Below are 26,776 nucleotides of genomic sequence, written 5' to 3'. Positions count from 1 at the left end.
AAAAAGCTATTGTGCCATTAAATGGCGGGAATCAGAAACCTGTACCGATCTGGAACTGGAAGGCCTGTTTGTCATCGCCCGGCTTGGCATTGAGCGCGCGCCCGTAAGATAACTGCAGCGGACCCAGTGGCGACTGCCACGATAAACCGACACCAGCCGAATATTTCCAACCGCATGGATCTTCCGCGCGATTATTGCTAGGTCCGCGAGCACATTCGGAGCTGCCGGTTGTTGTGACTTGGCCCGCATCGGTGAACAGGAACCAGCGCAAGGTACGGTCACGCGTCGCCCCGGGGAACGGCAAGTACAACTGTATACTGCCTACAACCCGTCGGGAACCTCCAAGGTAATCATTTGTACGTTCGTCACGCCCGCCCAGCGACGCCCCTTCGTAGCCGCGCACTGATCCGATGCCCCCACCATATATGTTCTTGATGACCGGATACGATTTGCCACCATAGGACTTACCCCAGTCGGCAAGGCCATTGAATGCCAACGTATAGGCTTTGCCCAATGGTAGGTAATATTGCTGCTGCGCGCTAAGCATGTAATAGCGCAGATCACCAGTGGACAGATCACCGGAAAGGCGCGTGTAGCTGCCACGCGTCGGTGCAAGAGCGCTATCGCGTGTGTCTTTCGACCAGCCCAGATTGAAAATTAACGAGTTCGTGCCCTCGCCATATTCGTTCTTATATTCCTCGTACGCTAGAGGTGTATTCTCATTCAGGCGGCCCAGCTTGTTATGTTCGAAGCTGACGCCCGTGAAAATGCGATCATATTCGGAAATGGGTACGCCGAAGTTCAGGCCGCCACCTATGGCCGTGACTTCGTAGTCGCCGTAGGCGTTATCGCTATCGTAAGGCGTGGTGCGGCGGTAATACAGTGATGTGGTTTTACTGATTCCATCCCGTGTCCAGTATGGATCGGTATGTGAAAGAATAGCCGCGCGGTTGGTCTTGCTGGTATTGACCTGCAAGGACAAGGTGTTGCCACTGCCGAAAATATTATCCTGACTGACACCCGCCGATAAAATGACTTTGTCGGTCGAGCCATAGCCCACGCCCAGATTGATCAAGCCGGTGGGTTTTTCCTTCACGTCCACGTTGACATCGACCTGGTCGGGTGATCCCGCGACTGGCGTAGTGCGGACATTGACGTCGTTGAAATAGCCCAGGCGATCGACACGGTCACGCGACGACTTGATGTTGGAGGAATCGTACCAGGCCGCCTCCTGCTGGCGCATTTCGCGACGAATGACCTCGTCCCGCGTACGCGTGTTTCCACCGATCTGGATGCGTCGAACGTAGACACGCCGGCCGGGATCGACATAAAAGGTCAGATCGGCCTCGTGGCTTTCGCGATCAAGCACCGGATTGGGATTCACGTTGGCAAACGCATAGCCAAGGCTGCCGAGATATTCTGTAATCGCTTTTACCGTTGCGTTGGTTTTCGTTGCGGAAAACTTTTCGCCTTCCTTCACTTGCAGGAGCGGTTGTATGTTCGCGTCGAGCCCGAGAAGATCGCCCGCCAGCTTCACGCTGCGCAGCGTGTAGGGTTCGCCCTCGTGGATAGTCAGGGTAACGAAGATGTCCTGGCGGTCGGGCGAAATGGTGACCTGTGGCGGTTCGGCCGAATATTCAAGATAGCCGCGGTCAAGGTAGAAGGAGCGGACACGTTCGATATCACCTTCGAGCTTTTCGCGCGAATATTTGTCTGTACCTGTGTACCAGGTCATCATGCCGGAATCGGTGAGTTCCATTTCATCAAGCAAGGTTCCTTCTGAGAAGGTCTCGTTGCCGACGATATTGATCTGCTTTATCTTCGCCAGGTCGCCTTCGAATACGTCGAAGCTGACGCCAACCCGGTTACGTGGCAGCGGAGTGATGATGGGGTTGATTTCAACGCCGTACTTGCCTTTGGACAGGTACTGCTGCTTGAGTTCGAATTCAGCGCGTTCCAACATTGAACGATCGAATACGCGGCCTTGGCCGAAACCGACCTGGCCCAGCGATTTGGTGATGGCTTTGGGGTCGAATTCGTGCATGCCGTTGAACGTCACGGACGCAATGGTCGGTCTTTCTTTGACCGACACGACCAGCACATTATTGACAGTATCGATTTTGACATCGCTGAAGAAACCAGTGGCATACAGACGCTGAATGGCTTCGCTGGCCTGCGCTTCGGTGAATTGCTCTCCCACCTTGACCGGAAGGTAGCTGAATACCGTACCGGCATCGACACGCTGGATGCCATTGACCTGGATGTCGCGCACCACGAATGGCGAAAAGGCGCTCGCAAGGCTGGGGAGAAGCATAGCTGCCAGCAAAACGGGCATGGCGCGCTTGGCAAATGGGAATTTCCGGCTAAACGACATCCTGGAGGATCCTTGGGGGAATGATTGGTGAGAGATTGTAAGGCACAATGCCTCTATGTGAAAAGGCGGGAAAAATCATTGAAAAATGCCAGGCCCATCAAGCCTGCCAGCAAACCAAGGCCGATACGTTGACTGCTTTCCAGCCATTTGTCGGGTATCGGCTTGCCCCGGATCGCCTCTATGATGTAGAACATCAGATGACCGCCATCCAGCATGGGCACGGGCAGCAAATTTAACACGCCGATACTAACACTGATCAGTGCGAGAAACCCAACGTAGGCAGCCAATCCAATGCGCGCGGTCTGGCCTGCGTAGTCCGCGATGGTAACCGGACCGCTGACATTGCGCAGCGAAACATCCCCGGTCACCATGCGTCCCATCATTTTCAGCGAGAACCATGCCGTATCCACGGTCCTGGCAATCCCGCGGCCCAGACTTTCGAAAAGGCCGTAGCGCACTGTCACCATTGGAAAGTCGGCACCCAGCAAAACTCCTATCCGCCCTATTGTCGCGCCATCGTCTGCAGCTTGGGCATGTGGCGTGATGGTCAGCGTGACAGGAGCACCGTCCCGGAGAACCGTTATTGGCAGCGCTTGGCCTGCACGATTACGGATCTCGCTCACCACGGTACTGGCCGTCGGCTCGTTGAGCGACCCGAGGGCGATGACCACGTCACCATTGCGCAGGCCCGCCTGCTCTCCAGCGCCGCCCGGTGTGATCTTATTGATGAGTGGACGCGGAGTGGCCAGCATCAGGCCAGCGTCCGCCATGAGGTCGGAACCTTCTGGCTCTATCGTGGCTGGCGGCAAAATCAGGTGGCGTTCCCGCGACCCGCCTGAAATGGTGTTCACCTGTATCCGGGCCTCGCCTCCGCTGGTGAGCGCGTCGAGCAACTGCCAACGGGCTTCGCTCCAGGATTGAATCGGTTCATCATTGATGCTCATGATGCGGTCACCCGCCTGGAACCCGGCCTGTGCCGCGGTCGTGCTGGGTGGCGGGGCACCGAGAATGGCGGCGGGCTCGTTGGTTCCGGCCAAACCCAATGCGGTATACAGCAATGCGGCCAGTACGAGGTTGGCCACGGGGCCGGCCAGCACGATCGCGCTGCGTTGAATCAGCGATTTATTGTTGAAGGCGCCCGCGGCCTCTTGCGCCGTGCCGTCCTGAGGCGCGTCGTCGAGCATTTTGACATAGCCGCCCAAGGGGATTGCGGACACTGCCCATTCGGTTCCATGCCGATCGGTGCGACGCACGAGTACTTTGCCAAAGCCCACCGAAAAGCGCAGTATCCGAACCCCGCAGCAACGCGCGACCCAGTAATGGCCCAATTCATGAAAAGTAATCAGCACGCCGAGTGCGATGGCAAAAGCGAGCAAAGTGAAAAGCATGGAGTTCCTGGAAAACGGCGCTACTAACCTTGGAGGTGGCAGAGCCCGGTGGCTATGCTGCGAGCCTGGGCATCCAGCGCCAGGACGTCGTCGAGCGTCGACAGTTCTGGATGAGACATGCCCTCCATTCGGTCCAGGCAGTCTTCGATCACGCCAGCGATTTCAGTATAGCGAATCTGTCCGTTCAAAAAGCAGTCTACGGCGACTTCATTCGCGGCGTTAAGCGCCACGCAGGCGGCCTGGCCGGACCGGAGCGCATCAAAGGATAAACGCAGGCAAGGGAACCGATCGAAATCCGGCTCTTCGAAATCGAGGCGGCCCAGGGCGGTCAAGGCCAGCAGACCCACGCCGCTATTAATACGCTCGGGAAATCCCAGGCCGTAAGCAATGGGCGTGCGCATGTCCGGCTGGCCTATCTGGGCCAGGATAGAGCCATCTTCGTATTCGACCATCGAGTGCACCATGCTCTGCGGATGCACGACGACCTGGATCTGATTCACCGGCATGGCAAACAGCCAATGAGCTTCGATGACTTCCAGGCCTTTGTTGAGCATGGTTGCAGAGTCGACGGAAATCTTGCGGCCCATGCTCCAGTTGGGATGCGCACAGGCTTGGTCTGGAGTGACGTCTGGCAACTGGGCCAGCGGGGTCGTGCGAAACGGCCCACCCGATGCGGTGAGCAGCAGGCGTCGGACACCTTTGGCTGGCGTAGTGGGCGCGGCAGCCCTGCTGCCTTGAGGCATGCACTGGAAGATGGCGTTGTGTTCGCTGTCTATAGGAAGCAGTTCGGCCCCATTTTCGCGGACGGCCCGCATGAACAAGCCACCCGCGGCGACCAGCGCTTCTTTATTGGCAAGCAAGACACGCTTGCCTGATTTCGCCGCGGACAGCGCCGCTGGGAGCCCGGCCGCGCCGACAATTGCAGCCATTACCGTGGTGACCAGAGGATCGGCTGCCGTATCGGCAAGTGCCTGGCTGCCGACGCGCAGTTCCGGTACGGGCCCAGGCCCCGTCCAGGCGAGCAGAAATCGGCTGCGGGCTGAATCCGACGGCACGACAACCACCTTGGCTCGTGTAGCCAGAGCCTGTTCGGCCAATCGCTCGATCCGGCTATGTGCACTCAGGGCGTACACCGACATGGTGTCGGGGTGTCTTGCAATGACATCCAGGGTGTTCTCGCCGATTGAACCCGTAGAACCGAGCACACATATCTGTTGGTGCGTCATCGAGGCAACACCTCTACCAGCAGGAATGCCAGAGGCGCCACAGGCAACAGCGCGTCAATGCGATCGTAGACGCCGCCATGCCCGGGCAGCAAATGGCTGGAGTCCTTGACCGCGGCACGCCGCTTCAACAAGGACTCGAACAAATCGCCGACGATGGACAGTGCAGCCAGGAATACCGCAATCAGCAACACCCCCCACCAAGGCCAGCGTTGGGATAGGACTGCGCCGAAACTTCCCGGCCAAAAGGTGGATGCCCATACCCACACTGTCGCTGCAACCACCCCGCCGATGGCCCCTTCCCAGGTTTTCCCAGGGCTGATGCGGGGCGCAAGCTTGTGTTTCCCCAGCGCCTTGCCCGTGAAGTAGGCGGCAATGTCGGCGAACCAGATCAGAGCGAGCAGCGATACCAGGAACCAGGCGCCATAGGCAAGAAAGAGCTGCACAAGTGCAGCCCAGACGGCGAGAATGGCTAATACGCCGAACATGCTGAGCCAGGCGCCATGAGTACGCACCTTGGTCTGCCCCTGTACTACCAAACTCGTGGCGGCAACGACCCAGATGGCGGCCATGCCAGGAATCAGCCACCGGTTGAGCAAGCTTTGCGTATGTAAAGACCATGGCGCTGGTTCCGAAGAAAGCCATTGCCGCGCCACAACCAGCAGAATCACTGATGTAAACACAGCCAGCGCCACGGGTAGTTGGGAACCTCCGCCAGGCAGGGTGAGCCTGAGCCATTCCCAGAGGGCGCACGCGGCGATGATCGTAAATAGTAGGACAATGGGCCAGGGTCCCGGGGCCAACAGGGCCCCGAGCAATACCGCGAGCAAGACAATCGCCGTTATGATGCGCTGCTTCAACATAGGGAGGACTCCGCGTTCAGGGTTTCTTTGCAATCTGGTCGCTGGTGCGGCCAAATCGGCGTTCCCGGGTCCGATACCACTCGAAAGCGGCTTCCAGCTCCTTGGCACCGAAGTCGGGCCAAAAGTCGTCGGAAAAATATAGTTCAGTATAGGCGAGTTGCCAAACCAGAAAATTGGAGATTCGCTGTTCGCCGCCGGTGCGAATGAAGAGATCGGGTTCGGGAGCGAACGCCATGCAGAGGAAGTCGCTTAAAAGCGTTTCATCGATGGACTGCGGATTGACGGCCAGGTCGGGCCGTGCCTGCAACAAACTCTTTATGGCTTGTAGAATATCCCAGCGCCCGCCATAGTTGGCGGCAATGGTGAGATTCAGGCCTGTGTTGTGTTCTGTACGTTGCTCGGCGAGCTTGATCAGGTCTTGCAAACGAGGTTCGAATGGCGATAAGTCGCCAACAATGCGCAGCTTCACGCCCCGGTCGTCGAGCTTGTCGACTTCTTTTTGCAGAGTCTTGATGAACAGGCGCATCAACAAGGAAACTTCGTCGGCCGGGCGGCGCCAATTTTCGGAGCTGAAGGCAAACAGGGTAAGGTAGTCGACACCTTTCTTGCCACAGGCTTCGACCACGCGTCGAACTGCCTGAACGCCACGGACATGGCCGGCGGTACGGGGCAAAAAACGCTTGGTTGCCCAGCGGCCATTGCCGTCCATGATGATGGCAATGTGACGCGGGACGTCCGTACATTCGGGCACCGACAGAGTCGTGCTAGGAAGCATGTAAGAGTTCGGTGACAATGACGTTCAGACCGTCATGATTTCGGCTTCTTTCTGAGCAACGAGTTTATCGATATCAATGACATGCTTGTCGGTAAGCTTCTGGACCTCGTCCTGCATGCGACGCTCGTCGTCTTCCGAAATTTCCTTTTCCTTGACCAACTTTTTGAGCGTATCGTTGGCATCACGACGTAAATTGCGCACGGCAATCTTGGCGTCCTCGCCCTCGGTGCGCACAACCTTGGCCAGGTCGCGTCGCCGCTCCTCGGTAAGCGCCGGCATGGGTACACGTATGCTGTCGCCCATGGAAATGGGATTCAAGCCCAGGTCGGAATCACGGATGGCCTTTTCCACCGGGCCGGCCATGTTCTTTTCCCATACCTGCACATTGATCGTGCGCGCATCCACCAGATTGACATTGGCAACTTGGCTGATAGGCACTGGCGACCCATAGTACTCCACCATAATGTGGTCCAGTATGCCGGCGTGAGCGCGACCTGTGCGAATTTTGGACAAGGCGACCTTGAGCGTTTCAAGCGACTTGACCATGCGTGATTCAGTCGATTTTCTGACTTCAGAAAGACTCATAATTGTTCCTTTATCAAACGTGTACCAGTGTACCTTCGTCTTCACCTGACACGGCGCGCTTCAAGGCACCGGACTTGTTGATGGAAAACACCTTGATGGGCAGTTTCTGGTCACGGCACAGGGCGAACGCCGTTGCGTCCATGACTTCAAGGCGACGTACGATCACTTCATCGAAGCTGATACGCGCGTATCGGGTGGCGGTAGGATCTTTGTTGGGATCCGCACTGTATATGCCGTCGACCTTGGTGGCCTTCAGGACGATCTCAGCACCGATTTCGGCGCCGCGAAGTGCGGCGGCTGTATCGGTGGTGAAAAATGGATTGCCAGTGCCTGCGGCGAAGATGACGATCTTGCCCTCTTCGAGATAACGCAAGGCCTTGGGGCGAATATACGGTTCAACGACTTGATCGATATTCAGGGCCGACTGCACGCGGGTATCGATACCACGGTGCTTCAGCGCGTCTTGCAGGGCCAGAGCATTCATGATTGTTGCCATCATGCCCATGTAGTCGGCCGTGGCGCGGTCCATACCCTGGGCGCCGGGTGCAATGCCCCGGAAAATATTGCCGCCGCCGATCACGATGGCAAGCTCAATGCCCATGGCAGCCACCTCGGCGATCTCTTCGGTCATGCGCAAAATAGTGGCGCGGTTGATCCCGAACGCATCTTCTCCCATTAGCGCTTCGCCGGAAAGTTTGAGAAGAACGCGCTTATACGATCTGGTGGTCATGGATAGAATCCTAGGTGGGCAGTCCAACGAATGTTCGAGCCTGAACCGCGACTGCATGGCAGCGCAATTCAGGCTTTTTTCTGACGAAGCAATATCAGGCAGTACCGGCGGCAGCCGCGGCAACTTCCGCTGCGAAGTCTTCGGACTTTTTCTCGATGCCTTCACCAACGACATACAGGGCAAAACCAGTGATTTTGGCGCCCTTTTCCTTGAGCATTTGTTCAATGGATTGCTTGTCGTTCTTCACGAAAGGCTGGGAGAGCAGCGTTACTTCTTTCAGGAACTTCTGGACGGAGCCCTCGACCATCTTGGAAACGATTTCGGCCGGCTTGCCCGATTCGGCTGCCTTTTGCTCGGCAACAGAGCGTTCGGTCGCGATATCAGCCGGCGACACGCCGCTTGCGTCGAGTGCGCGTGGCTTGGTCGCGGCAATATGCATGGCCAGGTCTTTGCCCGTCTCTTCGGGACCCGCGAAATCAACTAGCACACCGATCTTTCCACCGTGCACGTAGCTGGCCAGCTTGTCGCTGGTTTCAAATCGCTGAAAACGGCGAATGGAAATATTTTCGCCGATCTTGCCTACCAGTGCGGAGCGGGTGACTTCGACGGTGGCTTCGCCCATGGGCAGTTCAGAAAGTGCAGCCACATCGGCCGGATTCTTTTCGGTGATCAATTCGGCGACTTGATTGATGAATCCGACGAAATCGTCGTTCTTGGCAACAAAGTCGGTTTCGCAGTTGACTTCGACCACAGTGCCACGCTTGCTGTCGGGCGAGATGTGCAAGCCGATAAGGCCCTCAGCGGTTACGCGAGTGGCAGCTTTGCTGGCTTTATTTCCCAATTTCACGCGGAGAATTTCTTCAGCACGGGCCAGGTCGCCTTCGGCTTCGGTGAGCGCTTTTTTGCATTCCATCATGGGCGCGTCGGTTTTCTCGCGCAATTCTTTAACCATAGATGCGGTAATTTGAGCCACTTTTTTTCTCCAGTTCACTAAAACACTCCCCGGCATAGCCGGGGCAGGTGCACAACGATACGATCAGGTTCTTGCCGCCTGATGACAGCAAACTCCTGGCCCGGCCTGGCAGTACGACCGGGACGGTCGTCGCGCTTACTCGCGCTCTTGCTCGACTTCGACGAACTCTTCGTCGCCTTCGGCAATTTCTTCGACCAGACCGTTCAGGTTCTGTTCCCGACCTTCCAGTACAGCGTCTGCCATGCCGCGGGCGTACAGCGCAATGGCCTTGGCTGAGTCATCGTTACCAGGAATGATGTATTCCACGCCGTCGGGCGAGTGATTGGTATCGACTACGGCGACGACCGGTATACCCAGGGTCTTGGCTTCTGCGATAGCAATTTTGTGATAACCGACATCGATAACGAACAGCGCGTCGGGCAGAGTGTTCATGTCTTTGATGCCGCCGATGGCCTTGTTCAGCTTTTCGAGTTCGCGATCGAACATCAGGGCTTCTTTCTTGCTCATGCGCTCGGTGGCGCCGTCGGCAATCTGGACTTCCATCTCTTTAAGGCGCTTGATCGAGCTCTTGACCGTCTTGAAGTTAGTCATCATGCCACCCAGCCAGCGGCTGTCGACATAAGGCATACCGCAACGGGCTGCTTCGGCGGCCACGAATTCGCGTGCGGCGCGCTTGGTGCCAACAAATAGAACGTTGCCGCCACGGGCAGCAATCTGGCGCACGAACTTTGCTGCTTCCTGGTACTTGACGACAGTCTGTTCAAGATTGACGATGTGGATCTTGTTGCGATGGCCGAAGATGTACGGCGCCATCTTCGGGTTCCAGTAGCGGGTCTGGTGGCCAAAGTGCACGCCAGCTTCAAGCATTTCACGCATTAACGACATAATATTCTCCGAGGGTTTGGTCTTGTGCCAGGTCTGCATCCGCCAGATTGTGTGATTACACAATGGCTAAGGCGAACACCCTGAGTCAACCAGGCACGCGATTTTTCAAAAGGCGGCCAGTAGCCCCAGGGTTATAATGCCCAAGAACTTCAGAAGCCAGCCGCTTTCTTAATAAAATTTAAGAAAGCCCATAATTCTACTATTTTTATCCCACCTAATTCAAGTTACCATGAGTAGTCTCGTTACAGACCCTGCAGATCTCGATAAAATGCGCGCCGCTTGTCAGGCCGCGGCCTCCACCCTGGACTTCCTCGAGCCGCATGTACGTGCCGGCGTCACCACCGCTGAGCTGGACAGGCTTTGCATCGATTACATCACCAACGAACTTCAAGTCGAGTCAGCCACGGTTGGCTATGCACCGCCCGGCTACACACCTTTTCCCGCTTCCATCTGCACGTCGGTCAATCACGTGATCTGTCACGGCATACCGGGCGACAAGGTCCTGAAGAACGGCGACATCATGAACATCGACGTCACAGTCATCAAGGACGGATGGTTCGGTGATACCAGCCGCATGTACTACATAGGCGAACCCTCCATCCTCGCACGCCGGCTTACCGAAACCACTTATGAGTGCATGTGGCTCGGTATCGAGCAGGTGCGTCCAGGTGCAAAATTGGGCGATATTGGCCATGCCATCCAAAAACATGCCGAAAAAAATGGCTTTTCCGTCGTGCGCGAATACTGCGGCCACGGTGTCGGCCGCAAGTTTCATCAGGACCCTCAGGTGTTGCATTACGGTAAAGCGGGCACCGGCATTGCCCTGGAAGCTGGCATGATCTTCACCATCGAGCCCATGATCAATTCCGGTCGCAAGGAAATTCGCACGCTGGCCGACGGCTGGACGGTCGTGACGCGCGATCACAGCCTTTCTGCCCAGTGGGAACATAGCATTCTGGTAACCGATACTGGCTACGAAGTACTCACTGTCTCCAAAGGCATGCCTGCACCTCCTCCATTCGTGTCGGTCAGCTGACTCTGTTCAACAGGAGCACTATGCGCGCGCCAACGATAATGCTGCTGCGGACGCAGCTGGCGGAGCGACGCAGCGAAGCCATACGCGGCTTCCGTGAGCATCTGCGGCCAGAGCTGTTGCTCACGGCCTTGCGCCGCATTATGGACCAGACACTGCTTGAGCTCCTGACGCTCTACCCTCTTCCGCAAGGCGCTGCCCTTGCGGCCGTCGGCGGATACGGACGCGGCGAACTCTACCCGTATTCCGATGTCGACGTGTTGGTGCTTTTGCACGAGCCGCCCAGCGGCGACGACAACGCAATGATCGAAGCGCTCATTGCCGCCATGTGGGATCTGGGCATCGAACCCGGCCATAGCGTACGCACCATAGAAGATTGCAAGCACGAAGCGGCAAACGACATCACCGTCGAAACGGCGCTGATGGAAGCGCGCTGGCTTGCCGGCGACAAGTCGCTGCTTGCCAGCCTGTCTAAAATAATGAGCGAGCAGCTGGATGCACAAGCGTTCTTTCAGGCAAAGCGTGCTGAAATGCAGCAGCGGCATGCCCGGCATCAGGACACGCCCTATGCCCTCGAGCCCAACTGCAAGGAAGCACCCGGCGGCTTGCGCGATTTGCAAGTGGTTCTATGGGTGGCCCAGGCGGCAGGACTCGGCAGCACCTGGCTCGAGATTTCCCGCAGCGACCTGCTGACGGCGGCGGAGTTTCGCGCCTTGCGCCGCGCCGATGTCGCATTCAAGCGCCTGCGCATTGAGCTGCATTTGTTATCAGGTCGCCGTGAAGATCGCGTACTGTTCGACCTGCAGCCTGGTCTGGCCGCCATCTATGGATTCGAAGGCACCAAGGCCCGCCGGCCCAGCGAAATTCTGATGCAGCGCTACTACTGGGCTGCCAGGGTGGTAAGCCAGCTGAATATTATATTGATGCAAAGCATCGAAGAATTGCTATTTCCGCCGCCCAACGACCAGTTGCATATCATCGACGATGACTTCTGCATGATACGCGGTCGCTTGGGAATAAGGCGCGAGGACAGCTTCGACCGCAACCCCGCCCTGCTGTTTCGCGCCTTCCTTGTCATGCAGGAGCGCCCGGAACTGCTGGGCATTTCGGCGCAGGCACTGCGCGCGATGTGGCACGCCAGGTGGCGTATCGACGCCCAGTTCCGACATAATCCGGTCAACCGCCATCAGTTCCTGCAGATATTGCAGCAGCCGCGCGGCATCGTACATGCCCTGCGCCGCATGACCATGCTGAATATTTTGCCGCGTTACCTACCTGTGTTCCGCCGTATTGTGGGCCAGATGCAGCACGATCTTTTTCATGCTTATACGGTGGACCAGCACACGCTCATGGTGGTGCGCAATCTGCGCCGTTTCACTATGCCGGAACACGCCCAGGAATATCCGCTGGCGAGCCAGCTGATCGCAGGTTTCGATCGCCATTGGCTGCTTTACGTCGCAGCGCTATTCCATGACATCGCGAAGGGCCGTGGCGGAGACCATTCCGAGCTGGGCGCGCTGGAAGTCCGGCGCTTTTGCGAAGACCACGGCATTGAAGGCGAGGATAGCGAACTGGCCGAATTCCTGGTGCGACAGCATTTGACGATGTCGACGGTCGCTCAAAAGCGCGACCTCAGCGATCCCGAGGTGGTCCGCGATTTCGCGACATCCGTCAGAAACGAGAGGCAGCTTACCGCGCTCTACCTCTTGACCGTTGCCGACATACGAGGCACCAGTCCCAAGGTGTGGAACTCCTGGAAAGGCAAGCTGCTCGAGAACCTCTATCGCCTGACGCTGGCGGCGTTGGGCGGTGCGCAATCCGACAGCCGTTCGGTACAGGCGCAACGCAGAGAACAGGCCGCGAATGAGATAAGATTGATGGGCCTGCGGGATGAGAGCCGCGACGCGTTCTGGAATCAGCTCGATATTGCTTATTTCCTTCGCCATGAAGCCAGCGAGATAGCCTGGCACACGCGCCAGCTGTATTATCGCGTGAACTCGCCAGAACCGGTCGTCAAGGCCCGTGTTGTGGGCCACAACGAGGCGTTGCAGGTAATGGTTTATGTGCCCGATAGCGATGATCTCTTTGTCCGGATATGCCAGTACTTTGATCACAGAGCCCTAAGCATTCAGGATGCCCGCATCCACACCACGCACCACGGTTGGGCGCTGGACAGCTTCATCGTGCTGCTTCCCGCCCACGATAAAGACTATCGCTCGAATGCTTCGCTGGTCGAACATGAACTGCATGCGCACCTCACGCTCGCCCGTGAACAGTCCTTTCGCCAGGCAGATAGCGGTGTCACCAGACGAGCCGGGTCGAGGCGCTCGCGCATCTTTCCCATCGTTCCCAACGTCGAGTTGCAGCCGGACGAACACAGCACCTCGTGGCGTCTTTCAGTAACCGCTGCCGACAGGCCCGGTCTGCTATACAGTCTGGCACAGGTATTTGCTGCGAATGCCATCAATCTAAAAATGGCCAAGATCCTGACACTGGGCGATCGCATCGAGGATATCTTCATCATCGAAGGCGACAGGCTTGGGCATCCCCGGGCGCAACTGCAATTCGAGCGCGATATACTGGCCACCCTCGACACCTCCGGTACGTGATCACCTAGCCTTCCTTCCGGGACCACCATGGCCTTCAATGATCTGGTAATAAACTTCGGGCGCAGTTTCCTCTTCGCCCTCGCAACGATGCTGCCCATACTCAATCCTCCTGCGGTAGCGCCAATCTTCCTGACGCTCACGGAAGGCGCCAGTGCCGGTACGAGGGAACAGTTGGCCCATCGTGTGGCTGTCAATATTTGCGTGATGCTGGCCATCGCGATGATCGCAGGCAACGTCGTGCTGGATTTTTTCGGGATATCGTTGCCGATCATTCGTGTCGGCGGCGGCTTGCTGGTCGTTGCCACGGCCTGGCGCCTGGTCAGCGCTTCGGACTACGATGCGGAACACGCCCAGAACATGGCCGAAACCTATTCCCTGGACCAGGTCCGCTCCAAAGCATTTTACCCCCTTACCTTTCCGATGATCTGCGGGCCAGGCGCCATATCGGCGGCACTGACGGTCGGCGCGACGCTGCACACCGAAGCTTCATTTGATACAGCTGCCAATCTGACGGGCTCCCTGGTGGCCATCGCCATTGCGTCGCTGGTCGTTTATTTTTGCCTGCGCTTTGCTGCTCAGTTTCTGCACAAGCTGGGTCCGAATGGCACTGCCGTGCTGATGCGGCTGTCCGCCTTTATTCTTTTGTGCCTCGGCGTACAGATTGTATGGGACGGCATGCAGGAACTATTGCTGGGACTACTGCGCCAAGCCTCTCTCTTCAGGAATTTTCCATGAGTTCGATTACTTCCCGGCTACTTGCTGTCATCGCCCTTCTTTGCTTGGCCGCCGTGTCCATAGCCCTTGTCTCGCAGCATGTCTTCGGAATGCAGCCTTGCGCCTGGTGTGTCCTGCAGCGCCTGATATTTCTGGCGATCGCGGCAATTTGCATAGGCGGACTGCTGCTTGGCCGGCACCGCGCTGCCGTCCACCGGATCGCCGCGTTGCTGACCCTCGCCTTGAGCGTGGGCGGCGCGCTCGCCGCCTGGTATCAATACACAGTCGCCGCCAATTTGTTTTCCTGCGACATGACATTTGCCGATCGATTCATGGTCAATAGCGGACTGGACGCCCACCTGCCGTGGTTATTCGGTATCTTTGCGTCATGCATGGACGCGCGCGTGGATTTATTGGGCCTGGAGTATGCCCTGTGGGGGCTGGGCCTGTTCATCGCGACTGGCATACTTGGAATCATGGCCGCTTTTCCGCGCTTATCGTGCACAGCGTCTGCTGGGCGATGACGAACTCTTCATTGGTGGGCACCACTTGCACGGATACAAGGCTGCGCGTCGTCGAAATGCGGGGCGAGTTGGCCTGGTTCAGCGCCTCGTCGAGTTCGATTCCCAGCCAGCCAAGGTTGCGGCAAATGGACGAACGCACAGAGGCGCTGTGCTCGCCGACCCCCGCGGTAAAGACCAGGGTATCGAGGCCTTTGATCGAAACGCATAAGCCGGCAATGCTTTCGGCTGTCCGGTAAGAGAAATAATCCAGCGCCAGCCGCGCCGATGGGGCACTACTGGCCTGCAGGTCGCGAATATCCGCGCTGATACCAGACAAGCCCTTCAAGCCCGATTCGTTATACAGCAGATGCTGGATTTCATCGTGAGTCATGCCTTGCTCCAACATCCAGAGCACCACGCCGGGATCCAGCCGTCCGGGCCGCGTGCCCATGGGCAGCCCGTCAAGCGCAGTGAATCCCATGGTGCTTTCAACGCTTTTTCCGTCCAGCATGGCACAGGCTGACGCTCCGGAACCCAAGTGGGCCGCTACTATCCTGCCCCGGGCCACTTCTGGCATTTCGCGTCGCAGGCGATGTGCGATGTAGTCGTAAGAAAGACCATGAAATCCATAGCGCCTCACGCCACGGTCATAGAACGATTGGGGCAGCGCAAAACGTTCGACGACATTGTCATGCGTACGATGGAATGCCGTATCGAAACACGCGACCTGCAGGATGTCTGGCCATTGCTCGTGTATAACGCGGACCGGTGCGAGGTTATTGCGCTGGTGCAATGGCGCGAGCGGTACCAGCGTATCCAGATATCGCAGGACTTCGTCGTTGACCAGAACGCTGTCGGCGAACCGCGGCCCGCCATGAACGATCCGGTGGCCCACGGCGATCGGCGCCCGATGGATTGTCGTGGCAAGCCAGTTGCCCAGCGTCTTTTGGGCGGCTGCAAGGTCGCACGCTTCGGTGCCTTTCAGTTCGCGCTGTACCAGCACGACCTTTTCCGCGTTCCGGACAGTGATATCCGAATGCGTGCCGCCTATCCCGGAAAGCTGCCCGCCATAGGCGAACGACAAGCCGTCCGTCCCCAGGTCGTACACGTGAAACTTCAGGCTTGAACTGCCGGCATTGATCACCAACAATATATCGTGCGTCATATAGCCCCGCGGGTTGAGATCTGTCGTAAACGCATCATGCCGAGACCGGTTTAGTGCGTATTCGGTAGTCTGCGTAAAGCGCCGCCACTGCGCACGAAGCAAGGCGCGTCTCGGTGCTGTCGGCACGGCTAGTAAGAATAACAGGCACTCGAGCTCCCAGGACGATCCCGGCCGCGTAGGCACCGGCCAGGAAGGTGAGGTTTTTGGCCAACATGTTGCCCGCCTCCAGGTCAGGTACTACGAGAACCTGCGCCCGCCCGGCTACTTCGGACTTGATGCCCTTCATGCGTGCCGCCACTGGACTGATGGCATTATCCATTGCCAACGGTCCGTCCAGGATGCCGCCCTCGATTTGTCCGCGTTCCGCCATTTTACAAAGCGCGGCAGCGTCCAGGGTGCTGGGGATCTTCCCGCTCACCTGCTCGACTGCCGAGAGTATTGCCACGCGTGGCGCGCCCAGCCCCAGGCCCACATGCAAATCGATAACATTCCTGATGATATCTGCCTTGGTTTCCAGGTCCGGGAAGATATTGATGGCGGCGTCGGTGATGAACAAGAGTCCGGGATAGCTGGGGACATCCATGATGAACACATGGCTTATACGCCGCTCGGTGCGCAGCCCGCCACTATGATTCAGGATCGCGGACATCAGCTCATCGGTGTGCAAGCTACCCTTCATGAGCAAGTTTGCACGACCCGCCTGGACCTGGGCGACGGCTTCGTCAGCTGAAGCGTGGCTATGCGGCGTGTCGATAATTTGTACGTTATCGAGGTCCAGATCGAACTCCTGGGCCAGCTTTTGTATGCGGCGTTCCGGGCCGGTCAGCACTGGCGTGAAAATACCCAGGCGACCTGCCTCAAGCGCCGCGGCCAGCGAGGTCTTATCGCAAGGATGCGCCACTGCGCAGACCCTGTCGTTTGGCTGTCCCGCGGTTTGGATCAAACGCTTGTAACTGACGGATTCATTCATGACATAGTCCTCGCGCGCGTTGTGGCGCTTAATGTTCGCAGCGTGTACTTTGCGGATTAGTGTAGATACATCGTTAAGCCATATGGTTCAAAGACTTACGGAATCGGCCCAACGCTATCAAGAAAAAGATGAGTCCTATGACCAGGAGCGCAAGGAACTGCGGCCAAACCGAAGTGAAGTCGGCACCCCTGTAAAGGATAGCCTGTCCCAGCGAAACAAAATGCGTAGTAGGCGCCACCAGCATAATGTCTTGCACGAAGGACGGCATGCTTTCTCGGGGTGTCGTGCCGCCGGACAACATTTGCAAAGGCAGCAGTGTCAATATCAACAACAGGCCGAACTGCGGCATCGTTCGCGCCAGCGTGGCCATGAATATACCCATCGACGTGGTGGCGAACAAATGCAGGGCAGTGCCAGCCAGGAACAGCGCGATGGAGCCTTCTATCGGCACGCGCAAGACGCCTTGCACGATCAGTATCAGCGAAAGCCCCGACGCGACCAACACCACCAGGCCCATCGACCAGACCTTCGATAGCATGATCTCGGCCGGTGTCACCGGCATGACAAGCAGGTGTTCGATGGTGCCATGCTCGCGCTCGCGTATCAATGCAGCGCCGGTTAGGATGATGGACAGCATGGTGATGCTGTTTATGATTTCCATAAGCGAGCCGAACCAGGAACGCTCCAGATTAGGATTGAAGCGCATGCGCAAGGCCAGCTCGACCGGCGGCACACTGGGGCCACGATGTCCTTGCAGAAATTCCGCTATCTCGCCGATGACAACCTGCTGAATATAGCCGCTGCCGCTGAACGCTTGCGACATGCGCGTGGCATCGACATTAAGTTGTATATCAGGTTGACTGCCCGCCAGTACGTCGCGCTGGAAATCGGGCGGAATGTTCAACACGAACGTGTAGTCGCCCGCGTCCAGGCCGGCGTCCATCTGCGCGAGGGAGATCATACGGGGCGGCATGAAGTGTGGGGGATAGAAGCTTCCCGCGATACGCGCCGACAGCGCAGACCCATCCTCGTCGACGATTGCTATCGGCGCCCTATGCAGCGTTTCGGGCATCGCGGTCGCGGACGCATAGATGGCAATGGTAAAGGTGTAAGCGATCAGAACCAGCATAATGGGATCGCGCGCCAGACTCCATAATTCCTTGATGCCCAGATGGAATATATTGGCCAGATGGGTAAGCATGGTCAGCGGTCCTGCTTGTTCAGCAGTGCTATGGCCAGGCCAAGTAGTACTGGCACAGCGGCCAGCAAGGGCCAGAAGGAGCTCCCCAAGTCAGTGAACCCCAGGGCCTTATTGAAGACGCCGCGGCTGATGATCAGGAAATAGGTGGTCGGATAGACATGTCCTATGGCTGCTCCCGCTCCTTCCAGCGACGAGACTGGGTTGAGCATGCCGGCGAATTGCACGGCGGGCAATATGGTGCCTATCATGGTAAAAAACAAGGCGGCAATCTGACTGCGGGTGAAGCTGGACGCGAACAACCCAAAGCCTGTCGAGAACACCACATACAGCAGAGCCGCCGCGCTGAGCGCCGGCAGGCTTCCTTTCAGTGGAACCCCAAGAATCGTTGTCGAGAAGACCACCAACAACGCAAAATTGAGCATCCCGAGAATTACATAGGGAAACTGCTTGCCGAGCAGGAATTCGGCGCGGGTCACGGGGGTCACGTAAAGATTGATGATGGAGCCGAGCTCCTTTTCCCGTACGACTGACAGCGCTGTCAACATGGCCGGGATCATCAGCAGCAATATAGGTATGATCGCGGGCACCATGGCCGTCAGGCTTCGAACATCGGGGTTGTAGCGGAAGCGGGTTTCGATATTGGCCAGCCCGGATTGCCCGCCCGAGCCCAGCCGCTCAGTGGTCATGCTGGCCAGCCAGCTTTGATGCACACCCTGCACGTATCCTTGCACGGTTTCGGCTCGGGCAGGCATGGCGCCGTCCACCCAGGCGGCTATCTGCACCACGTTGCCACGCTTGAGATCACGCGCGAAGCCGGCTGGTATCTCGATGGCAAGAGACAACTCGCCATTGCGCATGCGCCGGTCCAGGTCGGCGTAGTCGCTGATGGGGGGCCGTTCAATGAAATAACTGGAACCCGACAGGTTCAAGGCATAATTCTGGCTCAAGGTGGTCTGGTCGCGGTCGAGTACCGCATAGGTCAGATTTTCGACGTCCAGGGTAATTCCATAGCCCATGACGAACATCAGAATGGCCGTGCCCAGCAGAGCCAGGGTGCTGCGCACCGGATCGCGCCGTAGCTGCATCGCCTCCAACCTTGTATAGCTCAGCGCCCTGGCCAGGCTGAAGCGGCGCGGACCGATAGAAGCAGACGATGGCGTATCGGCGGGCTGATCCAAGGCGCGCACCACGTCCGGACCGGGCGCCGCCGATGCGATGGCGCTCGCCGGGGTCGAAGGTTCATGCGCAGTGACGGCTTCTTCCAGGTAGCTGATAAATGCCTGTTCGAGCGTACTTGCGCCGCGCTTACGCACTAGCTCGCCGGGTGCGTCGCTGACCAGCACCTTGCCGGCATGCATGAGTGAAATGCGGTCACACCGCTCACCCTCGTTCATGAAATGCGTGGAAATGAAAATCGTGACCTTGTCCTTGCGCGCCAGGTCTATCATCAGTTGCCAGAATATGTCCCGGGCTATGGGATCCACCCCGGAGGTCGGCTCGTCCAGAATCAACAGTTCCGGCCCATGCACCACGGCCACAGCCAGGGACAAGCGCTGTCGCATGCCCATGGGCAGGCTACCGGGCATGGCATCGACAGCCTCACCAAGCCCGAAACGTTCGACGATCGCTTCAATTCGGCCCGGAATGTCGGCCGGGCTCACCTGAAACAGGCGCGCATGCAGCAGCAGGTTCTGGCGCACGGTGAGCTCGGTATAGAGCGAGAATGACTGAGTCATATAACCCACCCGGCGGCGGGTGATCATGTCTCTCGGGTCTATCTCTTGGCCGAACAGCCGCGCCTTTCCCTCGCTGGCCGGCAGCAGACCCGTAAGCATCTTCATGGTGGTCGATTTGCCGCAACCGTTGGAGCCGAGAAAGCCGAAAATCTCGCCGCGCCGTATACGGAAATCTACGTGATCGACTGCCACGAAATCTCCGAAACGCATGGTCAGGCCTTCTGCTTCAACGGCAACGTCCTCGGTCATGTCGCTGGAAAGCGGAGCAATGACTACAGGGGTGTGCCTGCGTTTCTTATCGTCGGGCAGCAAGGCGATGAACGCCTTCTCAAGTGTATCCGTGTCGGTGCGCTGACGTAATGTTTCGGGAGTGCCAACTGCAAGTATCCTGCCCGCATCCATGGCCACCAGCCAGTCGAACTGATCGGCTTCTTCCATATACGCCGTCGCAACCAGCACACTCATGTCTGGACGGCTGGCATGCATATGCCTGATCAGATCCCAGAATTGACTCCGCGCCAGGGGATCCACGCCGGTTGTCGGCTCGTCCAGAATGAGCAGGACGGGGTCGTGTATCAATGCACAGCATAGCCCCAACTTCTGCTTCATCCCGCCGGACAATTTACCGGCTGGCCGGTCCAGGAAGGCGTACATGCCCGTGCTGCGGGTGAGCGCATCAATGCGGCGACGGCGCTCGTTCAGATCATGTCCGAAGAGGCTGCCGAAGAATTGCAGGTTCTCTTCCACCGACAGCGTGGGATACAGGTTTTTCCCGAGACCCTGGGGCATATAGGCGATTTGCGGGCACGTAAGTTCGCGATGCCTGCGTTGAGCAATATCGCCATTCAGTACTATGACGCTGCCATCCTGCACTTTCCGTGCGCCGGCGATCAAGGAAAGCAAGCTCGACTTGCCGACTCCGTCGGGACCGATCAGCCCGACCATCATGCCCGCCGGCAGGTCCAGGCTGATATTGTCCAAGGCCAGTGTCTTGCCGTAACGCAAACTGACCCCTCTCAGGCTTGCTGCCGTGGCGACCATGATCACTCGGGAACGTTAAGCGCAAGTTCGGGCGGCCAGGGAAGCCGGGCGTCAAGGCGCAGCCATGCCATGCCCGGCAGTCCGGTCTTGACCTGTTCCAAATGCTTCTTCAAGAGATCGCGATCGATCCGCGCCTTGATTCGAAACATCAGCTTCTGTCGTTCGCTGGCGGTTTCAACTGTTTTTGGGGTGAACTGTGCAGTACTGGCGACATAGGATACCTTGGCCGGAATCACATACTGCGGCGCGGCATCGAGCACTAGACGAACCTCGCTGCCCAGCGCCACCCTGCCTGCAACCGTTTCAGGCAGAAAAAAGGTCATGTAGACATCGCTAAGATCGATGATGTTGAGGACCTTGCCGCCGTTGCCGAGTACCTCTCCAGGTTGCGCGATCCGGTACTGCACCCTTCCATCGCGCGGCGCCCTGAGCACGCTGTCGTCGATATCGGCCTGAACCAGGGCCACGGTGGCCTCAGCCGCAGTGACCGCCGAGCCTGCGCTCACTACCTGGGCCTTGGCGGCATCAATGCCGGCCTGTGCGGCCGCCGCCTGCGCCTTGGCGGCCGCCAGCACCGCTTGAGCGGCGCGCACGCCGGCGCGATCGTCGTCCAATGTCTGCCGCGGAACGGCTCCCCTGGATGAAAGCGTCTCTGAACGCGCGAGGCGCTGCCTTGCCGCCAGCAGGTCGCTTTCCCGCTGCGCAATAAGCGCCAAGGCTGCCACATGCTCACTCATGCGAGCGGCGACCTGTGCCCGTGCCGTGCTGACATTATTGCCGGCTTGCATTAGCTTGGCCTGTGCTTCGGCCAGTTGAGCTCGCAATACATCGATCTGCATATAGGCCAGGGGTTCTCCGGCCTTCACGAAGCTGCCTTCGTTCACTATGATGTCATGGACACGCCCCGCCATCTTGGTGGAAACGTCGACTTCGGTGGCTTCGATGCGCCCATTGCCGCCGATGAAGCCGTCTCCCGGACCGGTAACGCGCAAGTTGCTCCAGTAGTAGGCGCCCACGGCTATCAGCACAGTCAAGGCCAAGGCGATGATCGGCATTTTCTTTTTGAGCATGGCAATGACGGATGCCTTATTCATATCGCGGGTGGCCCGGCTACAGCCGGAGTCGCCGTGGCGCTTCCCCGGACACCGACGCGCCGCCCCCTCGACACCCGTGTGTTGCGGAAATACGATGAAATGGTCTGAAATCGGTAGCACAACATGTCGGGTGGGCGCATCAGCATTCCGATCAGTGTCAGTGTTTGACTTTATCACGATGTGCATCCGATTTCGTCGTATGCGCTTCGATCGATTGATTTATATCAAATAATCGGAGGTGCCCTGCGAAAGGGTGAGACCTTCGTGGAAATGCTATGCGATCATATATATCGTAGCAACCGTAGCAAAGCATGAGCAACGGCCCGCCTTGGCGGTTTGCCCTCAAATCCAGTTGCTTCCTGTCCCAGTGCCCTGTCTTTAACGATAAAAGACCCGGAATTGCTCAATGACACGTCGCCGCAACATAGCGCAGCCACCCGCCGAGATCATGTGGCACGCCGTTCCCGTATACGACCTCCTGGAGAGCACCCGCTCCAGCGCCAGCGGCTTGCAGGAAGATGAAGCCCGGGCCCGCCTGGCGATGCATGGACTCAACCAACTGGCGCCGTCCAAACGGCGTGGACCCCTGCGCCGCCTGTTGGGACAATTTCACAATATATTGCTCTATGTGATGATGGCGGCATCGGCAATAACGGCGATCCTGGGGCAGTGGGTGGATACGGGTGTCTTGCTGGCGGCCGTCGTGCTCAATGCCGTTATCGGCTTTATCCAGGAGGGTAAGGCAGAATCGGCGCTGGATGCCATACACACCATGCTGGCGCCGCGCGCCACGGTGATCCGCAATGGTCGCCGCTATGAAATCGATGCCAGTTTGTTGACGCCCGGAGACTTGGTCGTGATCAATCCCGGCGACCGCATTCCCGCCGATTTGCGTCTTATCGCCGCCAAGGACTTTCACGTTGAAGAGGCCGCGCTCACGGGGGAATCGCTGCCGGTCGAAAAAGGTATAGAAGCCGTCGCGGCCGATGCGCCGTTGGGCGATCGTTACTGCATGGCGTTCATGGGTACCGTTGCCCTGACTGGCCAGGCTCATGGAATAGTCGTTGCCACCGGGGCGAACACTGAGATAGGAAGGATAGATCAATTGTTGGCGGGGATCCAAAGCGTCACGACCCCGCTGATGCGCCAGATCAACCGATTTTCGTACTGGCTCGCCTTGGTCATACTGGCTATTGGCGCGCTGGTTTTCGTGTTCGGCACGCTGGCGCGAGGCGAGTCCGTGGTTGCCATGTTCATGATGGTGGTGGCGCTCGTGGCCTCGGCAATCCCGGAGGGACTTCCTGCAATTATGACCGTCACCCTGGCGCTCGGCGTGCAGCGGATGGCCCGGCAAAATGCCATAGTCCGCCGCCTGCCGGCAGTCGAGACTCTGGGTTCGGTCACCGTGATCTGCACCGATAAGACCGGCACCCTGACACGCAACGAAATGACCGTACAAAGGGTGGTTTGCGCCGGGTGTGAGTTCAATGTCAGTGGCGTTGGTTATGGCAGCGCAGGCAATTTCAGTAGCGGGACCGACCCCGCCGATGCAGCCACTCACCCAGTGCTGGCGCCTGCCATTCGGGCAGGGGTTCTATGTAACGACGCCAGCTTGCGCCAGGACGGCGAGCATTGGCTGCCGGCGGGCGATCCCACCGAAGTGGCGTTGCTCACGCTAGGCCATAAGGCGGGCTTGGTGCCAGAGTCGGAAAATGCTGTCATGCCGCGGCTGGACTCCATTCCTTTCGAGTCAGCCAACCGCTATATGGCTACACTGCATCGCGACGCGCAAGGCGATTCGTGGATAGTCGCCAAGGGAGCGCCCGAGCAAATAATCGAACTCTGCGAATGGCAATTAACCGACGCGGGCAAGGCGCCGATCCAAGTCGATTATTGGCGGCGTATGGCCACGGATATCGCAGCACGTGGATTGCGTGTACTTGCCCTGGCATCCAAAGGTGCCGGGTCCAGCCAGCTTTTCCTGAACGCAAATGATGACATCCAGGAAGGATTTACGCTGCTGGCTTTGGTAGGCATTGTGGACCTGCCGCGCGAAGAAGCGGTCAAATCCGTGCATGCGTGTCACCAGGCCGGGATACGCGTCAAGATGATCACCGGCGACCACGTCGATACGGCCCGGGCCATCGGTGCACAATTGAACATAGGGGTCGGCAAGCCCGCCATGACCGGCGCGGAAATCGCGCTCATGGATGATGCCGCGCTTCGCCGGGTGGTCCATGATATTGATATCTTCGCGCGGGCGAGTCCGGAACACAAGCTTCGCCTGGTCCAGGCTCTGCAGGCTGACGGCCAGGTGGTCGCCATGACAGGCGACGGCGTCAATGACGCGCCCGCCCTGAAGCGCGCGGATGTGGGCATATCGATGGGCCTGAAAGGCACCGAGGCGGCACGGCAGGCATCGGACATGGTGCTTGCCGACGACAATTTCGCGACCATTGCAATTGCCGTGCGCGAAGGTCGCGCCGTCTACGACAATATCAGGAAGTTCATTCTTTTCATGCTTCCGACCAACGGTGGGGAAGCCTTGATCGTCATCGCCGCGCTTTTCGCGGGTATCGCCCTACCTCTGACACCGGCGCAGGTGCTCTGGATAAATATGGCAACGGCTGGCTCGCTGGGCCTTGCCCTGGCGTTCGAACCCCCCGAGCACGGCATAATGCGCAGACGGCCGCGACCGCCCCAAGCTCCCCTGCTGTCGGCTTTCTTCATATGGCGCATCGTTTTCGTGTCCTTGTTGATGATGACCGGAGGACTTGGGCTTTTTCTCTGGGAATTGAGCGTCGGCGCCACCATGGCGCAAGCTCGTACTATGGCAGTGAACGCCGTGGTCGTCAGTGAAATGTTCTATCTGCTCTGCAGCCGGCGTATCACCAGATCAGTGCTGACGCGCGAGGGCCTCACCGGAAATCCCTATGTGCTTTGGGCTATCGCCGCCTGCGCGGTTCTGCAACTCTTATATACCCATGCACCGTTCATGCAGGCCATATTCGGATCGTCCGATTTGACGCTAGTTGGATGGCTGAAGGTCCTGGCCGTAGGGGTGCTTGTGTTCATATGCTCCGAACTTGAAAAACTGCTTTTGAGGTTTTTCCGGGAACGCCGCGGCGCCATCGTACATACTGGAAACCAAACATGAATGTTCATTCCCTTTTCCCCGCCAATGCCACCGCGCAGATGGATCAGCGGCTACACGCTGCAGTCGCACGTGTTACCTCCTCGGTGTCACCCACACTGCTGTTGCTGAGCTACATCGACTGGGCGACCCACCTTGCGGCTGCGCCGGGCAAGCGCCTGGAGCTCCTGCAACTCGCGATAAGCCAAAGCCTGTTGCTGTCCCAATACATGGAGGGCAACGCCGTTACCCGCATGACGGGTGCACCCGAGCTACCTCCTGTCCCCGTCAATGCGCCTAAGTCCGACTGGCGTTTCGACGCACCAGGATGGCATGCCTGGCCTTATAGTTTTCTGCATCAATCCTATCTGCTGTCCGAACAGTGGTGGCAAGCCGCGACCACTGACGTATACGGTGTTTCGCCTCACCACGCCGAGGTAGTCGGCTTCGCCGCCCAGGAGTTGCTGAAGCTGTTTTCCCCTCGCAATTTCCCTGTTACCAATCCTGAAATCGTGCGTCGAACCCTCCAGGAAGGGGGCCTTAATCTCGTGCGCGGGGGCCTCTATGCGGTGGACGACATAATGCGTCAGGCCAGGGGCGCCGCTAAGTTTGGCATGGAACATTTTGAGGTGGGTCGTGATTTGGCTGCGACCCCGGGCCAAGTCATACTCAAAAATGACGTGATGGAGCTGATCCAATACACGCCAACGACTGAGCAAGTGCATCCAGAACCGGTGCTGATCATTCCAGCCTGGATCATGAAGTATTACATCCTGGACCTTTCGCCACACAACTCGCTGATCAAATACCTTGTCGGTCAAGGCCATACGGTGTTCTGCGTCTCCTGGAAGAACCCGGGCGTCGCCGAGCGCGATCTGGGTATGGACGACTACCTTTCCCGCGGTTTCCACGCCGCGCTCGCCGCCGTCAATACGGTTGTGCCCCAGCGCAAGGTGCACGCCTTGGGCTATTGCCTGGGAGGCACGCTGCTGAGCATTGCCGCCGCCGCCATGGCGCGCGACCATGACGATCGCTTGGCCTCGATCACCATGCTGGCGGCGCAGACCGACTTCAGCGAGCCCGGAGACTTATCCCTGTTCATAGACCCCAGCCAAGTGGCCTTGCTGGAAGCCCAGATGACAGATACCGGCTACCTGACCACCGAACAGATGGCCGGCGCTTTCCAGCTGTTGCGTTCAGACTACCTGATTTGGTCGCATCTGGTGGATACCTATATGCTGGGCGAACGCCAGCCCATGACCGACCTGATGGCCTGGAATGCTGACGCGACCCGCATGCCGGCGCGGATGCACTCGCAATATCTGCGACGCCTCTTCCTGGACAACGACCTGGCGGAAGGCCGCTATCCGGTGGATGGAAAACCAGTGGCCGTGACTGATATCCGCGTTCCCGTATTCTGCCTGGGCACGACCACTGATCACGTTGCCCCATGGCGGTCGGTATACAAGATCCACCTGCTTACTCCGACGGAAATCACTTTTGTCCTGACCAACGGCGGCCATAACGCCGGCGTGGTCAACGAGCCGGGACACCATCACCGTAAATTCCAGAGCCTCACTCGCCGCGCCTGCGACAGCTACCTCGGGCCCGATGAATGGCTGGCAACGGCTCCAGAACAGGCGGGTTCATGGTGGCCAGCCTGGATAGAGTGGCTCAAGGAACGCTCGTCGGCACCCGTTACACCTCCGGGCATGGGCGCATCCAAACAGGGTTATGCCGCAATCGGCCCGGCGCCTGGCCGCTATGTACTGGAAAAATAA

Annotated in this window: 20 protein-coding genes; 6 read left to right on the top strand and 14 right to left on the bottom strand. The window is 58.2% G+C overall.

All coding sequences use genetic code 11. From position 1 onward, the window contains the following. Positions 1–31: 31 nt before the first annotated feature. From bamA to rpsB, 9 genes are all read right to left on the bottom strand, one after another. Positions 32–2,374, bottom strand: coding sequence for an outer membrane protein assembly factor BamA (gene bamA, locus CR155_RS08640; protein ID WP_102069616.1), 2,343 nt, complete (start codon positions 2,372–2,374; stop codon positions 32–34). A gap of 53 nt (positions 2,375–2,427) precedes the next feature. After that, the gene (gene rseP, locus CR155_RS08635; RefSeq protein WP_102069615.1) at positions 2,428–3,762 is read right to left on the bottom strand and encodes an RIP metalloprotease RseP; all 1,335 of its coding nucleotides are present in this window, start codon (positions 3,760–3,762) and stop codon (positions 2,428–2,430) included. A gap of 23 nt (positions 3,763–3,785) precedes the next feature. Then, a complete protein-coding gene (dxr, locus tag CR155_RS08630) occupies positions 3,786–4,988 on the bottom strand; it encodes a 1-deoxy-D-xylulose-5-phosphate reductoisomerase (RefSeq protein WP_102069614.1) in 1,203 nt (400 codons plus the stop codon). Then, complete coding sequence (locus CR155_RS08625) at positions 4,985–5,848, bottom strand: phosphatidate cytidylyltransferase (RefSeq protein WP_102069613.1); 864 nt, start codon at positions 5,846–5,848, stop codon at positions 4,985–4,987. The genes dxr and CR155_RS08625 overlap by 4 nt, the downstream gene beginning before the upstream one ends. A 16-nt stretch (positions 5,849–5,864) precedes the next feature. After that, positions 5,865–6,623 carry a polyprenyl diphosphate synthase gene (gene uppS, locus CR155_RS08620; RefSeq protein ID WP_102069612.1) on the bottom strand — a complete coding sequence of 253 codons (759 nt, stop codon included), beginning with the start codon at positions 6,621–6,623 and terminating at the stop codon, positions 5,865–5,867. A gap of 24 nt (positions 6,624–6,647) precedes the next feature. Next, positions 6,648–7,208, bottom strand: a complete 561-nt coding sequence (gene frr / locus CR155_RS08615) for a ribosome recycling factor (RefSeq protein WP_102069611.1) — start codon at positions 7,206–7,208, stop codon at positions 6,648–6,650. Between the two features lie 13 nt (positions 7,209–7,221). Continuing rightward, on the bottom strand, positions 7,222–7,938 hold the full coding sequence (gene pyrH / locus CR155_RS08610; protein ID WP_102069610.1) for a UMP kinase: 717 nt from the start codon (positions 7,936–7,938) through the stop codon (positions 7,222–7,224). Between the two features lie 94 nt (positions 7,939–8,032). Then, the gene (tsf, locus tag CR155_RS08605; protein ID WP_199171712.1) at positions 8,033–8,911 is read right to left on the bottom strand and encodes a translation elongation factor Ts; all 879 of its coding nucleotides are present in this window, start codon (positions 8,909–8,911) and stop codon (positions 8,033–8,035) included. A 135-nt stretch (positions 8,912–9,046) separates the two neighbouring features. Next, positions 9,047–9,796 (bottom strand): 30S ribosomal protein S2, encoded by a 750-nt coding sequence (gene rpsB, locus CR155_RS08600; protein WP_102069608.1) that lies wholly within the window; start codon positions 9,794–9,796, stop codon positions 9,047–9,049. A 229-nt stretch (positions 9,797–10,025) separates the two neighbouring features. Between rpsB and map the strand changes: the two genes are divergently transcribed. From map to CR155_RS08580, 4 genes are read left to right on the top strand one after another with little or no spacing between them, the layout of a single operon-like run. Next, positions 10,026–10,832: a type I methionyl aminopeptidase gene (gene map / locus CR155_RS08595; protein WP_102069607.1), complete on the top strand. Its 807-nt coding sequence runs from the start codon at positions 10,026–10,028 to the stop codon at positions 10,830–10,832. Between the two features lie 38 nt (positions 10,833–10,870). Continuing rightward, on the top strand, positions 10,871–13,438 hold the full coding sequence (locus CR155_RS08590) for a [protein-PII] uridylyltransferase (protein ID WP_439650428.1): 2,568 nt from the start codon (positions 10,871–10,873) through the stop codon (positions 13,436–13,438). A 27-nt stretch (positions 13,439–13,465) separates the two neighbouring features. Further along, positions 13,466–14,173 (top strand): MarC family protein, encoded by a 708-nt coding sequence (locus CR155_RS08585; protein ID WP_102069605.1) that lies wholly within the window; start codon positions 13,466–13,468, stop codon positions 14,171–14,173. After that, positions 14,170–14,676, top strand: a complete 507-nt coding sequence (locus CR155_RS08580; RefSeq protein ID WP_102069604.1) for a disulfide bond formation protein B — start codon at positions 14,170–14,172, stop codon at positions 14,674–14,676. Before CR155_RS08585 ends, CR155_RS08580 begins: the two co-directional genes overlap by 4 nt. Here the strand turns inward: CR155_RS08580 and CR155_RS08575 are convergent. The 5 genes from CR155_RS08575 to CR155_RS08555 all read right to left on the bottom strand — a co-directional run bounded on the left by CR155_RS08575 (position 14,627) and on the right by CR155_RS08555 (position 21,862). Next, the gene (locus tag CR155_RS08575; protein WP_102069603.1) at positions 14,627–15,820 is read right to left on the bottom strand and encodes an acetate/propionate family kinase; all 1,194 of its coding nucleotides are present in this window, start codon (positions 15,818–15,820) and stop codon (positions 14,627–14,629) included. The two genes, CR155_RS08580 and CR155_RS08575, sit on opposite strands and share 50 nt — an antisense overlap. 34 nt (positions 15,821–15,854) lie before the next feature. Continuing rightward, positions 15,855–16,790: a phosphate acetyltransferase gene (locus CR155_RS08570; protein WP_102069602.1), complete on the bottom strand. Its 936-nt coding sequence runs from the start codon at positions 16,788–16,790 to the stop codon at positions 15,855–15,857. 73 nt (positions 16,791–16,863) lie between these two features. Next, positions 16,864–17,991 carry an ABC transporter permease gene (locus CR155_RS08565; protein WP_102069601.1) on the bottom strand — a complete coding sequence of 376 codons (1,128 nt, stop codon included), beginning with the start codon at positions 17,989–17,991 and terminating at the stop codon, positions 16,864–16,866. A gap of 2 nt (positions 17,992–17,993) precedes the next feature. Beyond that, positions 17,994–20,768, bottom strand: coding sequence for a ribosome-associated ATPase/putative transporter RbbA (gene rbbA, locus CR155_RS08560; protein ID WP_102069600.1), 2,775 nt, complete (start codon positions 20,766–20,768; stop codon positions 17,994–17,996). A gap of 2 nt (positions 20,769–20,770) precedes the next feature. After that, on the bottom strand, positions 20,771–21,862 hold the full coding sequence (locus CR155_RS08555; protein ID WP_199171711.1) for an HlyD family secretion protein: 1,092 nt from the start codon (positions 21,860–21,862) through the stop codon (positions 20,771–20,773). Positions 21,863–22,268: 406 nt separating this feature from the next. Here CR155_RS08555 and CR155_RS08550 point away from each other — a divergent pair, with 406 nt between their 5' ends. Both CR155_RS08550 and CR155_RS08545 read left to right on the top strand, forming a co-directional pair. Next, positions 22,269–25,019, top strand: a complete 2,751-nt coding sequence (locus tag CR155_RS08550) for a cation-transporting P-type ATPase (protein ID WP_102069599.1) — start codon at positions 22,269–22,271, stop codon at positions 25,017–25,019. Continuing rightward, complete coding sequence (locus tag CR155_RS08545; protein WP_102069598.1) at positions 25,016–26,776, top strand: PHA/PHB synthase family protein; 1,761 nt, start codon at positions 25,016–25,018, stop codon at positions 26,774–26,776. Before CR155_RS08550 ends, CR155_RS08545 begins: the two co-directional genes overlap by 4 nt.

Origin of the sequence: Pollutimonas nitritireducens (assembly GCF_002849615.1) — a bacterium.
GTDB lineage: Bacteria > Pseudomonadota > Gammaproteobacteria > Burkholderiales > Burkholderiaceae_B > Pollutimonas > Pollutimonas nitritireducens.
Note: the sequence above shows the minus strand (reverse complement) of the source record. Positions and strands in the feature narration are given on the sequence as shown.

Bases quoted from the DNA above. Each gene is read 5' to 3' on its own strand.
- bamA (WP_102069616.1), bottom strand. From the start codon at position 2,374: ATGTCGTTTAGCCGGAAATTCCCATTTGCCAAGCGCGCCATGCCCGTT.
- rseP (WP_102069615.1), bottom strand. From the start codon at position 3,762: ATGCTTTTCACTTTGCTCGCTTTTGCCATCGCACTCGGCGTGCTGATT.
- dxr (WP_102069614.1), bottom strand. From the start codon at position 4,988: ATGACGCACCAACAGATATGTGTGCTCGGTTCTACGGGTTCAATCGGC.
- CR155_RS08625 (WP_102069613.1), bottom strand. From the start codon at position 5,848: ATGTTGAAGCAGCGCATCATAACGGCGATTGTCTTGCTCGCGGTATTG.
- uppS (WP_102069612.1), bottom strand. From the start codon at position 6,623: ATGCTTCCTAGCACGACTCTGTCGGTGCCCGAATGTACGGACGTCCCG.
- frr (WP_102069611.1), bottom strand. From the start codon at position 7,208: ATGAGTCTTTCTGAAGTCAGAAAATCGACTGAATCACGCATGGTCAAG.
- pyrH (WP_102069610.1), bottom strand. From the start codon at position 7,938: ATGACCACCAGATCGTATAAGCGCGTTCTTCTCAAACTTTCCGGCGAA.
- rpsB (WP_102069608.1), bottom strand. From the start codon at position 9,796: ATGTCGTTAATGCGTGAAATGCTTGAAGCTGGCGTGCACTTTGGCCAC.
- map (WP_102069607.1), top strand. From the start codon at position 10,026: ATGAGTAGTCTCGTTACAGACCCTGCAGATCTCGATAAAATGCGCGCC.
- CR155_RS08590 (WP_439650428.1), top strand. From the start codon at position 10,871: ATGCTGCTGCGGACGCAGCTGGCGGAGCGACGCAGCGAAGCCATACGC.
- CR155_RS08585 (WP_102069605.1), top strand. From the start codon at position 13,466: ATGGCCTTCAATGATCTGGTAATAAACTTCGGGCGCAGTTTCCTCTTC.
- CR155_RS08580 (WP_102069604.1), top strand. From the start codon at position 14,170: ATGAGTTCGATTACTTCCCGGCTACTTGCTGTCATCGCCCTTCTTTGC.
- CR155_RS08575 (WP_102069603.1), bottom strand. From the start codon at position 15,820: ATGACGCACGATATATTGTTGGTGATCAATGCCGGCAGTTCAAGCCTG.
- CR155_RS08570 (WP_102069602.1), bottom strand. From the start codon at position 16,790: ATGAATGAATCCGTCAGTTACAAGCGTTTGATCCAAACCGCGGGACAG.
- CR155_RS08565 (WP_102069601.1), bottom strand. From the start codon at position 17,991: ATGCTTACCCATCTGGCCAATATATTCCATCTGGGCATCAAGGAATTA.
- rbbA (WP_102069600.1), bottom strand. From the start codon at position 20,768: ATGGTCGCCACGGCAGCAAGCCTGAGAGGGGTCAGTTTGCGTTACGGC.
- CR155_RS08555 (WP_199171711.1), bottom strand. From the start codon at position 21,862: ATGAATAAGGCATCCGTCATTGCCATGCTCAAAAAGAAAATGCCGATC.
- CR155_RS08550 (WP_102069599.1), top strand. From the start codon at position 22,269: ATGACACGTCGCCGCAACATAGCGCAGCCACCCGCCGAGATCATGTGG.
- CR155_RS08545 (WP_102069598.1), top strand. From the start codon at position 25,016: ATGAATGTTCATTCCCTTTTCCCCGCCAATGCCACCGCGCAGATGGAT.